This window comes from Neobacillus mesonae, assembly GCF_001636315.1.
In the GTDB taxonomy this organism is placed as follows: domain Bacteria; phylum Bacillota; class Bacilli; order Bacillales; family Cytobacillaceae; genus Neobacillus; species Neobacillus mesonae.
Map to the genome: position 1 here is coordinate 16,877 of NZ_KV440949.1, position 15,148 is coordinate 32,024.

The window sequence follows — 15,148 nt, forward strand, 5'->3', positions numbered from 1 at the left end:
AGTGTATCACGATATTTTTTATTGTTCAATATTTTCGGAATATTAGAAAACGATTCACGTAATAAGAACACAGCCCAACAAATGGCGCAGCCCCCAAAAAAAAAGAAGTGCTTTTAAAAACACTTCTCCCTTGTATCAATCAATCATTTCAAAACACCCGTCATGTTCGCTACATTTCTTGCAGCGGCAGACCCTGCTGCTTTATTCTTGCTGCTAAATCTTCCTTGAATCGATCTCATTATATGATATGTCGTTGGCACAATGACCAAGGTTAACAAAGTAGAAGTCAGCAGCCCCGAAATAACCACAATGGCTAAGGACCTCGAGATCAATCCCCCATCACTGGAGAGGGCAAGTGGCAGCAGCGCTCCAATCGTTGCCAATGCTGTCATCAAGATCGGACGAAGACGTGTCTTCCCTGCCTCAAGCAAAGCTGCTTTGATCTCCATGCCCTTCTTCTCATTCTGCTTCACCCGTTCCATTAACACAATCGCATTTGTTACTACTATTCCAATTAACATCAAGAACCCTACCAGTGCAGGCATCCCCAGCGCTTGATCAGTTAAATATAATCCCAGTAATCCGCCAGAGAACAAGAATGGCAGCGAGGTTAAAATGGCAACCGGCATTACCATATTTCCAAATGCCACCAGCATGACGATAAACACAAGCACTACGGCAACTGCCATCGAAATCATCATATTGGTGAAACCTTCATTCATCGCCTGTGCCTGGCCCTCTGAATGATAGGTGACCCCATCTGGCAAATCTAACGTCTTAAGCCGCTTATCTACTTCTGCTTGGACGCCTGAAGTATTATCTGTCGTAATCCGGCCCGTAACCTGGACATATTGCTCCTGATTTAACCGGTACAATGCCGAAGGACTAGGCTGCTTCGAAAGGGTGGCTACATCGGAAAGAACCACTTGCTGTCCCATCGGATTGGTCATCTTTTGGCTCAGTATATCTTTAATAGAGTCGCCAGAACCACTGTTCAATACTAAATTAACACTGGTCGTCTTCCCTTCCACTTGCATATCTCCCACATGATTACCGGCAATTAACTCCCTTACGAAGCTAGCTACCATGATTGGGCTTACCCCTTTATCAGCTGCTTTTTGATCATCAATCGACAGCTGCAGCTGTTCCTTCACTCCAGAAAGGTTTGATTCTACGTTTTCCAATCCATCTATATCTTTGATTTTTTCCACAATCAGCTTCCCGGCGGTCTCTAAATTTTCAGCATTGCTCCCCTCAACAATCAGAGCTAGACCGCTTGTTCCGACAATCCCGACAGGAGAAAGGGCGACCTGCATCCCATCGTCTAATTTTTCAACCTGAGACCTGACACTCTTTTCAAATTCAATCGTTTGTTCCTTCGTTACATCATCCTTTAAGTCGATGGAAAAACGTATGATGTCCCCATTCACAATCGTTTGCGTATTTTTTATCTGTTTTTCTTCAGCTAAAATCTGTTCTACCTTCAGGGCCAGTTTATTCGCCTTTGTAAGCGACGTGCCCTCAGGTAATTCCCCTGTTAACCGGTAGGAAACGGCTTTTTCTTGCGGTAAAAAGTTCTTTGGTATCATCGGAACCAAGGCAAGCGACCCGGCAAACATCACCGCAGCGAGTACCATCGTCAAGGCACGACGCGTTAATACCCAAGACAAAATATTCTTATAGGCTTTTTGAACCCAAGTTTCCTTTACCTCTTTATGCTTGATCCGCAGTAAAAACATCTTTGCTAACAATGGCACGACTGTCAAAGAGACAATCAATGAAAAGGCGAGCGCCACAATCACCGTGATGCCAAATGGGGCAAAGAATCGGCCAATAATCCCTGGAACAAAGGAAAGTGGTCCGAACACGGCAATCGTTGTCAGTGTGGAAGAGGTAATCGCTCCACCCACTTCTTTAGCGGCCGTAAGTACCATCCGCTCATCTCGTTTTGGACTTGTCAGGGTCCGGCGGTAGACATTTTCAATCACCACGATTGAGTCATCAATCACCCGCCCGACGGCGACGGCAATTCCAGCCAGGGTCATCATGTTTAAGCTGTAGTCCAAATATTTCATCGTCACCATTGAGGCCAAAATCGATAATGGAATCGAAAGCACCGCAACAATCGTTGCCCTTACATTTCGCAAAAACAAGAACGTCACAATAACCGCAAACAATGTCCCCAGCAATACCTCACGAAGCATCCCATCGACCGAGGTTTTTACTTCTTTGGATGTATCAAATAATTTGGTTAAGGTGTAACCAGCTGGAAGCTCTAATTTGTCCAGTTCTTCCTTCGCCTGGCTCACCACTTCCACAGTATTGGAGCCTGGCTGTGCCTTCATTTCCACCAAGACAGCCGGCTTCTCATTCAATCGGGTGTAAACCTGTTCCTTTTTATTGCTATACGAAACGTCGGCAATCTCCGACAGCTTCACATTTATGACACCAGCAGGTCCTTGCGTTAAAATTTGAATATTCTCAACATCTTGGACAGACCCCAGCTTGAAATCTGCCTGGACGTTCAAGGTTTTATCATCCACATTGACCTGCCCGGCAGGAAACGAAAATTGATGCGCTAAGAATGTTTGTTTGACTGTCTCATAAGAAATGCCAAACTTCTTCATCTTTTTCGGATCCAGTTTGACCGCCACTTCTTTTTCCGTCTCGCCATTAATATCAATCGCCCCTGCACCGTCAATTCTGGCTAAGGCCGGCTTTATGTGTTCATTGATATATTGTGTCAGGTCGGATTGACTCGCGGTTTCGGATGAAAGTGCAAATTGAAAGACCGGCATCGCAGAAGGACCGTCCTTTAGAATTTGTGGTTTCTCGGCCCCTTCCGGCAGCTTGATGGAAGCGACTGCTGTCGTCACATCCTTTTCGGCTTCATCCATATCCTTGCTCATGTCAAACTCAAGAATTCCTACTACTACATTGCTGTGTGCTTCAATATAGAGATTATCCAGTTTCTTGATTCCCGACAGCGTCGTTTCCAATGGTTTCCCTATATCCTCTAATCCTTGTTCCGGTGTAGCTCCAACATATGGAACCTGAACGATTATATAAGGGATATCGACATTCGGCATCGACTCCATCTTCATCGTTTTGACGGAATAAATACCGCCCGCGATCACCATAAGCATGGCGATAAAAATTACCCCTGCGTTCTTTAAAGAAAATTTGATCCATGATTGCATAACTTTTCTCCCTCCGGTAAACCGTTTAATTTTTCCCCTTTTTAACTGGATTTCCATTTTTTATTATAGGGTTTCCGCCTAGTCTTCAGCCTCGGGCGGCTGGTGTAAAATTTCCTAGGACCTGAGGCGTAGAAAAGTTTTCCAACAAGCTTTGTGTAATGCCTAAGCCTCACTTCCAATAGTGAAAATAGGCATAAAAAATGTAAAAAAGCCAAAATACGCAAGCAGTTCATAAAAACTTGCATATTTTAGCTTCTTTATTTTATTGCTTAATGTATTTGTTATGGAACATGATCACTTTATCGTTCACGCTAATCAAAGTTCAATCATTATGCATTCACATTCAAAATGCTCTTTGAATAAACCATACTAGCCCAAAAGCGAATATCGCAGCTGATGTACTAGGGATGACCCATTTGATTGGTTTATATTTTAATTTTCTTATCCACAAAATGATGGGAAAAGCCAAGGTTACGATCAATAGCTGACCCATTTCGATTCCGATATTAAAGGATAGCAGAGACATCGCCATATGATTGGTATCTAATCGCATTTCCGATAGGATTCCTGCAAAACCGAATCCATGAATAAGTCCAAAACCAAAGGCAAGCCAAGGCTGGTGTTTCGAGTCCTTATTAAATATATTTATAAGGGCAACGTAAATGATGCTTAAGGCGATTGCTGACTCTACAAACCTGCTTGGCAGCTGGACAATATCGAAAGTTGCCAGAGCCAATGTGATACTATGGGCAATCGTAAAGGCTGTCACTAAAGAAAGAATGTGACGAATCGTCCTGGCGCCAAAAAGCAAACTAATGACAAACAAGATATGATCATAGCCCGTAAAAATATGCTCTAATCCTAAAAATACAAACTGCTTTACGTTTTGCAGGAAACTTATTTCTCCAATTTCTACTTCCCTTGATTCGAAGGTTAATATCTTTTCTTGTTGTTTCCCGTTCAATTTAACTGTTGCATAATTCGCATGACTTGGGTCAGAATCATCCATAAACATATTATACTCAACCACTAATTTTTCAGGTTTATGTTCTATATTATACGCTAGGTTAATCACCGCAAATGGTCTTTCCTTGATCATCTCTATATCGTTTTTTTTGATTATGCCTTCAATAAGCTGGCTGTCCGCATAAAGTTTTATATGGGAGTTGATATATTCTTGTATAACTTTGTTATTTATTAACTGTTTTTGATCCGTTTCCTTATTAAGGGCATGGCCCAATTCCTCTAAATCTAGCTTTAATTCATAATCTAATGTTTTCTCATTGACCTCAATGTTAGAAAAACCTTCACTGTTATTAGTATGAGCAGAGGCTGGGGATGAAAGGATAGAACCAAATGGAAGTAAGATAAGCAGGATACAGCACCATAATTTTTTCATTAAAATCCACGTCCATTTCTTTTGTTTACTTTCAAGGATGTGTCGACAAAAGATAACGGAAAGACGAGGAGTGTTTCATGCCCCTCGTCAAGCCTTCCGCTTTCCCTTATTTATTTATCTGATTTCATGAAAATTGGGTTTGAATAGAACCAAAGATCATTCCATGGGTTCTCCCCTTTAGGATCTTGAGCTGGCTCTAATTGGTCTGTGTTCGTACCACGTAAACGAATGTAGCTGTCTTTATCCACATCTTTTAACGTATACGTAATTGTGATGTATTCACCATCTTGTTTCCAGTCGTTTTCCGTAAAACGCTTCACAACTTTTGTTGTAGGATTTGAAGCAGAAGAGCGGTCTTCCACTTTTCCATTCACTTCTCCCATGATTAAGTCAACACGTTTTACATTTGGCTTATCTCCATGGGCGTTCGCAGCGTTTGGATCCTTGATTCGAATTGTTACCGTGACATCAGATTTCTTACCTGGTAGTGTTAGTGTTTCACCGATGGTTGCAGTATTTCCTTTTGCCTCGGCATGTAATGGTGATTTGCCTCCTGCTTGCAGTTTCACATCAAGTTCTGAGATAAGGTCACCCGTGGTAACAAACACCTTACCTTTACGCAGGTTTTCCATTACATCCTTATAATTTTTCTCTGCTTTTACATAGGTTTTAGAATATTCACCAGGCCAGAAGTCACTTCCACCATCACGCCAGTTAACATGAGAATCAGAGGTTGCCGTAATCCACCAGTGTCTTCCTTCACCTAACATCGAATCCCATAAACCACCAACGATAGCCGTCATTTGGTCATACCCGCCCATTGTTGGAGCGTTTGCGTTTCCATACGAGCCACGAGATCCTTTAGGATTAAGAGAGCCATCTCGGTTAATAGCAGCCGCCTGGTGTCCTGGAGCACCTTCCATACCAATAGAAATGTCAGGTGCGGTATCGTTCCAATTACGGAACTCTTGCGGAGTATCTTGTCCCCATTTACCAATACCAGTAGCTGAGCGGGATGGATGATGTGCGATAGAAATTGGAAGCTCGTCCATTTGTTTCATATAGTTAAGAGCTTCAATCATAGTTGCTTCTGTATCCCTGCTTCCATCGTTTGGAAATGGATCACGTTTATTGAATTTACTTTCAATATCATAAAGCACTTGTGATTCATTTTCACCTTTTGGAATCATGAGGGTGCTGTGGTCAGCTGCCGGTGTGTCAAACTCCATTCCGTAGAATTGAAGAACTTCAGGAACAGCTGCACGGGATTTTAATAACTCAGGATATGCTTGTTCTAAGTTCACCTTTGAATGGTTAGGACCTCCATGATCTGTTGTCATCATCCAATCAAGTCCATATTTTTTACCATTTTCGGCATTTTTGGAGATTGGATAGATCGCGTCTCCACCCCTAATTGGAGCTGGAGGATTGGTCGAATTGTCCCAGCCAACGCTCCATTCACTATGTACGTGATGATCACCTGCAAGCCAAGATGCACCATTCTTTTTCACTTCTTCTTTTGATAATAATTGTGCATCTGCCTTTTGATTCCCTCCCTCATTAAATAATGTTTGGGTGGTAAGAGCAGTTGTTGCAAGAACAGTCGTTGCGATGAAAGGTATTGCCTTCTTAAAACGAGTTTTCATTTTTCCTTCTCCCCCTAATAAACTTGTTCTAACAGTTAAAATACTAATCTAGTTTTATTAGGGCATTATGGATATACCGTTAATTTTATGTAAATTAAAAATATTATTTAAATAACCTTTCTGTTATTTGTAATTTTTAGATTATTCCATTTATTCCGATCATTCTAACTGTACGTTCATAAGTATATTGCGTATAATGGTTTTTAGTAGTTACTTATTTTAACCTCATATAGTGTCAAATAGTAACCGTAATAACCAATAAAGGAGGAGAATAAAAATGGGGCATGTTTGTCATAGGAATTTTAGCTGCGAGAAAGAATTAACATTAGCGGTAATAGGCGGAAAATGGAAAATGCTTATTCTTTGGTATTTAGGAAAAGAAGGAACAAAACGTTTTAACGAGTTGAAGGCACTTATGCCAAATATTACCCAGAGAATGCTTGTGAATCAGCTTCGCGAGCTTGAATCAGATTTTATCATTCACCGTGAAGTATATCCAGTTATACCTCCAAAAGTGGAGTATTCGTTGACAGATCGAGGAAAAACGTTAATGCCTATTCTTGAAGCAATGTATGAATGGGGCATAGAGTATAAAGACTTTATTAAAACTAACTATATAATGTTAGAAGAAGCTGAAGTATCAACCAACTGAAGGATTCCCTCAAACCATAGGCAGAATGTATCTGTGTATGGTTTTTTAATATTATTAAAATAAAAACCTTTTTTAGCACTATATGTTTTCGGAATCACTATATGAATTTAATGGTCCAACTTCAAATAGGTCAACTTTACTATAGATAATCGAAAAGGCGCAATCATTCTTTTAAGAATATGCGGCCTTTTCTATATATGTGTGCAAGCCCTGCCATCTACGCAATATTTCACTATTTTGATAAATACTTAATAGTACCGTAAAAATTCATTTAATACACATCACGCTGGTAACGCCCATTCTTTTGCATATCATTTAGATATGCTTCAGCTTCTTGACGGGTCATTCCACCTTCTTTTTCAAGAACGTCAATAATAGCGTTGTGGACATCTTTTGCCATTCTTTGTTTATCTCCACAAATATAGAAGTATGCTCCATTTTCTAACCATTCAAATAACTCTTTACTATATTCAAGCATTTTATGCTGTACATATACTTTTTGAGCCGAATCACGGGAGAACGCTGTCTCTAACCTTGTTATCACTCCATTTTGATGATATTGCTCTAACTCGTTTTGATAAAGAAAATCCGACGCTGCATACTGATCACCAAAAAATAGCCATGATCTGCCTGTTGCTTTCGTTGCGGCACGTTCCTGGATAAAAGAACGAAATGGCGCAATACCTGTTCCTGGACCAACCATAATAATATCTTGATCCACAAACTTTGGTAAATGGAAGTGTTTATTTGATTGAATAAATATTGGAAGTGTATCTCCTTCTTGAATCCGTTCAGCAAGTAAAACTGAGCAAACACCTTTCCGGTCCCGTCCGTGGGCGTGGTATCTAACTGCACCGACCGTTAGATGCACTTCGTCAGGATTAGCTGATAGGCTACTTGCTATCGAGTAAAGACGTGGTGTCATTTTTCTTAATATAGACACGATATCTTGAGCAGTTGCTCTCCATGGACCGAAATCATGTAACAGATCAATTAAATAACGACCATAACAATATTCTTTCAATTTGGCTGTATTTTCAACTAACAAGAGTTTATGTAACTCTGTGTTTTCTGTAAATTCTGCTGCATTCAGTAATATTTTTTTTGTCAATACCGTAATTTCAAAGTGTGTTGTTAGCGCTTCCTTTAAAGGGAGTGTATCACCTTTCTTATTTAATGTAACAGCCATTTCTGCATCCCATTTCATTTCTTCAAGAAGTGAAGCAACTAATTCCGGATCATTTTTAGGTAGAATCCCAAGAGCATCACCTGGGGTATAGGAAAGGTCAGAACCTTTTAACGATAAGGCGACATGCCTTGTTTCCTTACTTGATCCATCTCTATTTAAATTTACATTCTGGAGAACTCTCGCTTGAAATGGATTTGTTCTTGAAAATGTTGTGGTCACTTTATTGCTTACTATTGAATTTTTAGGGTTTATTGTGGTGTTTTGCATAAACTTCACCTCTACTTTTTGAAATTTTAGTATTATCTGAATACCATAAATTATAACAAGTAATCCTCTCTATTTTAAGTACGCACTTTAATATCAGATAGTATTTAAAAGTATACTACCTAATCTAAATGTGGAAATTTATAAATTAAATAGACAAAAAATGGAAACTTATTTGAAGTTTCCATTTTTTAGGCAATATTTTCCAAGTTTTTATCTACTGTTCGGACCGTAAAACATCTGTTAATTTCATACATTCTTTTCTTAGGGAAGTTATTATTTGTGAATCGCTGGATAAATCCAGTACACCTTTTATTCCCACAATTGTAATGGTTGCCACTATTCTATTATCACTGCCAAACACGGGGCAGCTAACTGCAACCAAACCGGGAACTAGGATATCGTCCGCTACTGAATATCCCATTTCTCTGATGGAGGAAAGTTCCATTTGAAATTCATCTGGGTCCATATGATGTTCCAGGAGGTCTTTATGTAAATAATGCTGTACCTCCTTCTCAGGTAAAAATGCAGCGAACAATCTTCCAGTAGTCGTTAGAACAATACTGGTTTTATAGCCTACTTTTATCCCAATTGTCATCTGGCGCCTGCTCTCTTCAATGTCAATTGGATAGGGGGCATCTCCTGCCCAAACCGACAAGAACACAGTTTCATTAACCAAATCCCTTAATTTAATTAATGATGGCTTTGCCAAGTCTTTGATATCTTGTCCTATATTTGCGTTATTTCCGATTGCGACCAGCGCTGGACCAATGGAATATTGAAGAGAAGAATCCCTCTGAAGGAAGCCAGTTCGACAAAAACTAGTGAGGTATCTGTGCAATTTGCTTTTAGAAATTCCGCACATATCCGAAATTTCAGTTATTGAAAGAGACTTGTCCATCTCACCAATTTTTATTAAAATATTTATTCCTAATTCCAAGGACTGGATACCTTGCCCTCTCATTTCTGTATCCATTTTCGTATCTCCTTTAAGCAATATATATTCTTCATAGCTACAATTCTAGCTGACTTTTATATAAGGGCTTCCCTGCACCAGTATCTTAATGCTTTCTGTATCGGTACCAACATTTCCTAGCCCCTCTTAGTTCCTAGTCACCCTACTCAGAATAGAGGCTCTTGCTTTTATCGATAAGATCTTAGATTTGGTTTTGCAAGGGAGGATAATAATGTCTTGATTTATTAATTTTATCATATTCTGGGTTAATGGTTCAAACAGCTTTTAGATCCAGCACTCTACTGGTTGGCTAGTCTGATTAAAAGCAGATTGATTTCTTATTTTAATTAATTCCGCCAATACACTTATACTGATCTCCTCCGGTCCCTCTGCGCCGATACTTAATCCGATTGGAGAATGAATGAAAGACAATGATGTTTTATCGTTGACCAGCCGTTTGGTTCTTCTCTTAGGTCCTAATACTCCAAGATATTTCGGAGGGGCCTGCAGGAGATATTCCAGGATTATTTGATCCCGATTAAAATTATGGGTCATGATAAGAACATAACTGTTATAAGGAATCTCGAATCGATTAAAAAAAGATTCCGGATGCTCGTTGATTAAACAATCCGCTTTCGGAAAAAAATCCTCGCTGCACCGGCTGCTCCTCGGATCAATGACTGTAACCGAAAAATCCAGTTTTGAGGCAAGTTCAACCAAAGGCTCAGCATCGGGACCAGCACCAAAAATAAATAATTTGTCCTGTGGCAGATATAATTCGAATAAATAATCACCTTTAAGCTCTTCTATATACATTAACTTTACTTTCGGCCTACTGATGGAAAATTGGTGGATATATGGAATCAAAGTATACTCCACGTCTTGACCCAGAGACCCTCCTATCATTCTCCCATCAGTAGATGAAAGGATGAATGCCCCTTGCCTGTCTCCTTCTTTCATGCATTTTACCGTCACAAGGGTTTGGCCTTGCTCTAATTGTTCATAAATATGAGGCCATAACAAGGTGCTTTGATTTATTTGATTCCATTCCCATCCTATTGGCTCAATATATATTTCTATATTGCCATCACAGCCCGCACCCTGTCCCCAGGAAAGATCATCATCTTCGGACCTCAAATCATACTTCACAATTTTTGGCTGATATGATTCCAGTACATGCATGGATTGATGGATTAAATCCTCTTCCAAACAGCCCGCGCTAATGGTACCGTAATAACTTCCATCTCTTCCAATCAGCATTTTCGCCCCTTCTCGCCTGTAAGCAGAGCCATCTACACGGATAATTGTGGCCATAGCAAACATTTTTTCTTTATCCTTTTCTAATCTATCTAATAGCCTGGAGAAATCATTCATGATCGCAGCTCCTTTTTTCAGTTATATTATTTACTCCTTGTGATTACATGTTTACATATGTTAAATACATGATATAATTTATTTACCAAATTATCAATATTCAGAATAATCTATTTTAACAAAAAGGGGATGTTTTTTATTAACATACTGTATTTGGAGACATTTCTAACTGTTTGTGAGAATGGAAATTTTACAGAAGCCGCAAAGAACCTTTTTGTACCCCAGCCAACCATCTCAAACAGAATTCGCTACTTAGAAGAAGAACTTGGCCAGGAATTGTTTGTCAGAGGAAAAACAGGAAAACGGAGTGTGGAATTAACTAGAGCAGGAAAACTCTTTCAGCCTTATGCCAAACAAGTCATTGAAATAATAAAGTCTGCAAAAAATGAAATAAATCAAAATGAAAATGAAAATTTAATGACCGTAGGGAGCTCCCTCGCACTAACCCATCCATTTATTTACGAAAAAATCAACCTGTTGAATGACGTTCATAAAACGAATATCAACCTTCTAATAATGGACCAGTCACTGATTGCTAACTCGCTGATGGATGGAATTCTTGATCTAGCATTTGTAACCGAGCCTATCAACAATAAGAATTTAGTATCCTATCCAGTTTTAAACGAAAAATATGGTTTGATTGTGTCAAACAAACATCCATTGGCTAGAAAAAATTGTCTAAAAGAAGTAGAAAGTTTAGAAAACCAATACTTAATTTTCTACAAACCATTTATAAAAAATCAAACAGTATTCAATAATGTTTCATGCAAGAGAAGGATTATCACCAATCAAATTGAGTTAGTAAACGACCTTATTCACAACCATAATGGGGTATCTTTTCTCCCTTCACATGCTTTCAATAATGAAATTAAAAAAGGTAATTTAGTTCATATTCCTATTCATGAAAACTTGCTGGTTAGCGAAATTCAATATTTTTTGGCATTCAGAAAAAATGAGTTGTTCTATGAAGATATTTTTATACCTGAATTGGCAGCTGAAAAATTGTCATAATCATCCACAGTTGATTGGGGAGATGTTTCACTCGAGAAACTCTCTCCTCGCAACCAAAAATATCCCCATATATACACTTGCGGAAATTTGTATCCTTACCCGGAAATGACTCTAGCGTCCGGGCAAAGAATGGAGAGAAGATGATTATGAATATACAGCTTTAAAGAAAAAAAGAAAGCCTAATCTCTTGCAATGGCAAAAGAGAAATAGGCTTTGTGATAAAGGACTTCCTTGGATTACATACTGAAAATCACTTAATCTCTACTGCAGTTAACTGTGACAGCTCTTTTATAGCCTCATTGGACGAAACTACCCTGCCAAATGCTTCAGCAAAGAGGTTTAATTCCATCCTATGCCATTCTTCTGCAGTCCCTCCTGCATGATCGAAAGAACTAACAGCATCTGAGATGACCGCGACATTATAATGACGGTGATAAGCCGCTCTAACTGTACTATCAACACACCAATTAAGGACCGTGCCTGTCATAATTAGATCCGATACCCCAAGCGATTTGAGTACCTGGTCAAGTTCCGTTCCAGCAAAACAATCATAACCATACTTTTTGATGACTCGTTCATTGGGAAGAGGATGTAGTTCTGAAAAAATCTTCGTTTCGTGTTTCCCATCCCAAAAATTACATTCCGGTTCTTCCAGTCTCAAACCGCGCTGTTTGGCCATTTTCCAATAAAAATCATAGTGGAAATCAGGCCCTACACAAAAGGCGCTATAGATAACAGGTATTTCCTGATTTCGACAAAAGGTGATTAGTTCTCTTATGACTGGAACTTGTTTGCGTGCCATTGGTACCTCCAGAGGTGAACCCTCTTCGATAAATCCATTTTGCATATCGATAACGAGTAAAGCAGATTTAGTTGGATCCAGATTAAATACTGGTGTCCATTCCGAATATGATTTGGCCATTTAGATCCCTCCGACTTTAAAGCTTTTATTCTATTAAACACTTGATAACATTTACAAGAATCTAGGCGTTTTTTGGACTAACAACTTCCATCGTTTCGACAGACGGGGCCACACGCGTTTCTCTGCCAAGAATCCATACGTTCAATGACGCGAGGATGAATGCTGCGAAAAATACCGAGAAAATGATGGTAAACGAAAGATTGGCTGTAATCATGGCACCGATGGCAATCGGGCCGAAAATAGATCCTATACGTCCCGCAGCTTCCGTCATACCTACTCCTATACCACGCACTTTTGAGTCATAGTGGTCTGTTACATATGCATAGATTGTACCCATTACCCCAGGGATAAAAAAGGATATAGCCACACCTGCCGCGATAAGTTGTGGGACCGATTCGGCCATACCGAAGAACAGTGCACTTAACGCGGAAAACAGCATGAATCCAATAAGGGTATATTTACGTCCGGCTTTTTCAACCAGATATGCCGCACTGAAAAAGCCAGGCAATTGAACAAGCGTTACGAGCAAAACGTATCCAAAACTTTCAACCACACTAAAGCCTTTCATAACCATAAAAGATGGCAGCCATAAAAACAGGCCGTAATACGTAAACATGATAAGTAGAAAGAGAATCCAAAGCATCGTGGTGTCACGCGCATATTTTGGCGAAAATATCGTTTTCAAATTGGACCAGACGGAAGATTGCTGTTTATTCAATTTTTTAAACTCAGGTGGATCAGGAAGTCCCCGACGCATATAGAGTACAAAAAAGCCCGGCAGTGCACCAATGATAAGCGCTAAACGCCAGCCCCATTCCGGGACAATAAAATACCCAATGATACAAGATAGGATCCATCCTAATGGCCAGAAAGCTTCCAAAAGGACGACCATACGACCGCTTTTATGGGCAGGATAGTGCTCTGATATATAGGTTGCTGCAAGCGGTGCTTCTCCACCTAAACCTACACCGATAAAGAAACGCAGAACCAAAAACATAGCCAGCGATGAAGTAAAGGCCGAAAGTCCACTTGCGACGGTAAACAGGAGTACTGTTAAAATTAATATCTTGTTCCTTCCAAACCGGTCTGCAAGTACACCAGCTACAATCGCACCGACAAGCATCCCGAATGAATTGACGCTTCCTATCCATCCAGCTTCAAGAGACGTCAAGTTCCATTCTTTAATTAACATCGTTACGATAAAGCTGATAATTCCAACATCCATTGCACAAAACATAAAGGCAAACCCTGAAGCAATAAATATTTTCCGAGTAGATATCGGTTTTTCACTTCCAATATTCATAATATTCCTCCTTCTTCATCTTGTAAATTATTATAAAAATATGTCTCTTTTCCGTTTGTAAAAGTCTATCCGGTTCGTTACTAATAGGTCATATTCATTACATTTGGGCATTCTATTATTTCATCAATCATACCTCCATCTGCGATAAATATAACTAAACTCCTAAAAGGCGCCCCCTTTTTAAAAACATTTGAATTATTCAGTTAATTATAGTGTAAAAGGTATTAAATATAATGTTAAATACTTATTATTTATTAACGGATAAAAAAATTGAATGTTTGATAATCTACTAAAGTGAAAGAGCATGATTACAGCTAGACAAAGGAAGAATTAAATTATTTTTTATTATTTTTTCATGTAATCTAAACTATCCATATTTCTTGATAAAAAAACAATGAAAGCTTCTCATAATAAATGGAAGTTCCATTGCTTTTTGGTTAAGACCGGCACTTTAGATATGCTCATGATCAAGTATTCTATCATTTTGCCTTATATGACCAATCTAATTGAATCCCAGATGTGTTCCTGAGTCCTTAATCGGGCTAAGTAAGGGTCTCTATCTTTTATGGCCTCTAATATCAATCTATGTTGTTTTAATGTTTCCATAGCCCGGTCCCTGTTACTCCTCCATGACATGACTCTTATTAAATCAATTTTTGCCCTCAGATGCGATAATGTATTCTTCAAAGCTAAATTCCCGCTGACTTCTATAATCAGGTCATGGAATTGGTTATTAAACAACAACAATTCCGAATCTTGGATTATACCGTTTTCCTCTATTTTTCTTTGTGTTAAAAGGAGGAGTTCTTCTAATTGCATAAATTGGGCTTCAGTCCCCCGCCTTGCCGCTAGCTGTGCGGCCAAGCCTTCGAGTTCAGCCCTTAGTTCATAGATATCTTCTATTTCTTTTGTTGTGAAGTTCTTGATGCGCACTCCGTGATGAGGGACAGATTCCAAAACACTTTCCTGTACGAGCATTTTTAATGCTTCCCGAATTGGTGTGCTGCTTACTCCAAGGATTTCCTTAAGCTTCCTTTCTCTTATCCACTCTCCTGGCTGAAATGCTCCCGTTTCTATAAGGTTGTATATATGTCTGTAAACCATCATTGAAGTTGTTTCCTTATGGAGTTTTATGGTTACGTCCATTTTTCTCCTCCTTCCCCGAAAATATTTAATCAAAATCCATTGGTTGCCATATAAAAATAACAGTCGGAGAGTTAATCACAAACTAAT

Annotated in this window: 11 protein-coding genes; 2 read left to right on the forward strand and 9 right to left on the reverse strand. The window is 39.2% G+C overall.

Features of this window, described 5'->3' with window-relative positions; translation table 11 throughout:
- Positions 1 to 143: 143 nt before the first annotated feature.
- The 3 genes from A6749_RS00070 to A6749_RS00080 all read right to left on the reverse strand — a co-directional run bounded on the left by A6749_RS00070 (position 144) and on the right by A6749_RS00080 (position 6,245).
- A complete protein-coding gene (locus tag A6749_RS00070) occupies positions 144 to 3,200 on the reverse strand; it encodes an efflux RND transporter permease subunit (protein ID WP_066400543.1) in 3,057 nt (1,018 codons plus the stop codon).
- A gap of 343 nt (positions 3,201 to 3,543) precedes the next feature.
- A complete protein-coding gene (locus tag A6749_RS00075) occupies positions 3,544 to 4,599 on the reverse strand; it encodes a HupE/UreJ family protein (protein WP_066383139.1) in 1,056 nt (351 codons plus the stop codon).
- Between the two features lie 110 nt (positions 4,600 to 4,709).
- Complete coding sequence (locus A6749_RS00080; RefSeq protein WP_066383140.1) at positions 4,710 to 6,245, reverse strand: CehA/McbA family metallohydrolase domain-containing protein; 1,536 nt, start codon at positions 6,243 to 6,245, stop codon at positions 4,710 to 4,712.
- Between the two features lie 277 nt (positions 6,246 to 6,522).
- On the opposite strand from A6749_RS00080, the gene A6749_RS00085 reads away from it, so the two are divergent.
- Positions 6,523 to 6,897 carry a winged helix-turn-helix transcriptional regulator gene (locus A6749_RS00085; RefSeq protein WP_066383144.1) on the forward strand — a complete coding sequence of 125 codons (375 nt, stop codon included), beginning with the start codon at positions 6,523 to 6,525 and terminating at the stop codon, positions 6,895 to 6,897.
- Between the two features lie 271 nt (positions 6,898 to 7,168).
- On the opposite strand, the gene A6749_RS00090 is transcribed toward A6749_RS00085, so the two are convergent.
- The 3 genes from A6749_RS00090 to A6749_RS00100 all read right to left on the reverse strand — a co-directional run bounded on the left by A6749_RS00090 (position 7,169) and on the right by A6749_RS00100 (position 10,679).
- Entirely contained in the window at positions 7,169 to 8,353 is a 1,185-nt protein-coding gene (locus A6749_RS00090; RefSeq protein ID WP_066383148.1) for a sulfite reductase subunit alpha, read from the reverse strand.
- Positions 8,354 to 8,567: 214 nt separating this feature from the next.
- The gene (locus A6749_RS00095) at positions 8,568 to 9,326 is read right to left on the reverse strand and encodes an IclR family transcriptional regulator (RefSeq protein WP_066383152.1); all 759 of its coding nucleotides are present in this window, start codon (positions 9,324 to 9,326) and stop codon (positions 8,568 to 8,570) included.
- Between the two features lie 264 nt (positions 9,327 to 9,590).
- Positions 9,591 to 10,679, reverse strand: a complete 1,089-nt coding sequence (locus A6749_RS00100; RefSeq protein WP_066383154.1) for an XdhC family protein — start codon at positions 10,677 to 10,679, stop codon at positions 9,591 to 9,593.
- 129 nt (positions 10,680 to 10,808) lie between these two features.
- On the opposite strand from A6749_RS00100, the gene A6749_RS00105 reads away from it, so the two are divergent.
- Positions 10,809 to 11,690, forward strand: a complete 882-nt coding sequence (locus A6749_RS00105) for a LysR family transcriptional regulator (RefSeq protein WP_084797583.1) — start codon at positions 10,809 to 10,811, stop codon at positions 11,688 to 11,690.
- A 250-nt stretch (positions 11,691 to 11,940) separates the two neighbouring features.
- On the opposite strand, the gene A6749_RS00110 is transcribed toward A6749_RS00105, so the two are convergent.
- The 3 genes from A6749_RS00110 to A6749_RS00120 form a co-directional block, all read right to left on the reverse strand.
- On the reverse strand, positions 11,941 to 12,612 hold the full coding sequence (locus A6749_RS00110; protein WP_066383156.1) for a cysteine hydrolase family protein: 672 nt from the start codon (positions 12,610 to 12,612) through the stop codon (positions 11,941 to 11,943).
- A gap of 61 nt (positions 12,613 to 12,673) precedes the next feature.
- Positions 12,674 to 13,915 carry an MFS transporter gene (locus A6749_RS00115; protein WP_066383159.1) on the reverse strand — a complete coding sequence of 414 codons (1,242 nt, stop codon included), beginning with the start codon at positions 13,913 to 13,915 and terminating at the stop codon, positions 12,674 to 12,676.
- A 489-nt stretch (positions 13,916 to 14,404) separates the two neighbouring features.
- The gene (locus A6749_RS00120; protein WP_066383161.1) at positions 14,405 to 15,061 is read right to left on the reverse strand and encodes a GntR family transcriptional regulator; all 657 of its coding nucleotides are present in this window, start codon (positions 15,059 to 15,061) and stop codon (positions 14,405 to 14,407) included.
- Between the last annotated feature and the right edge of the window lie 87 nt (positions 15,062 to 15,148).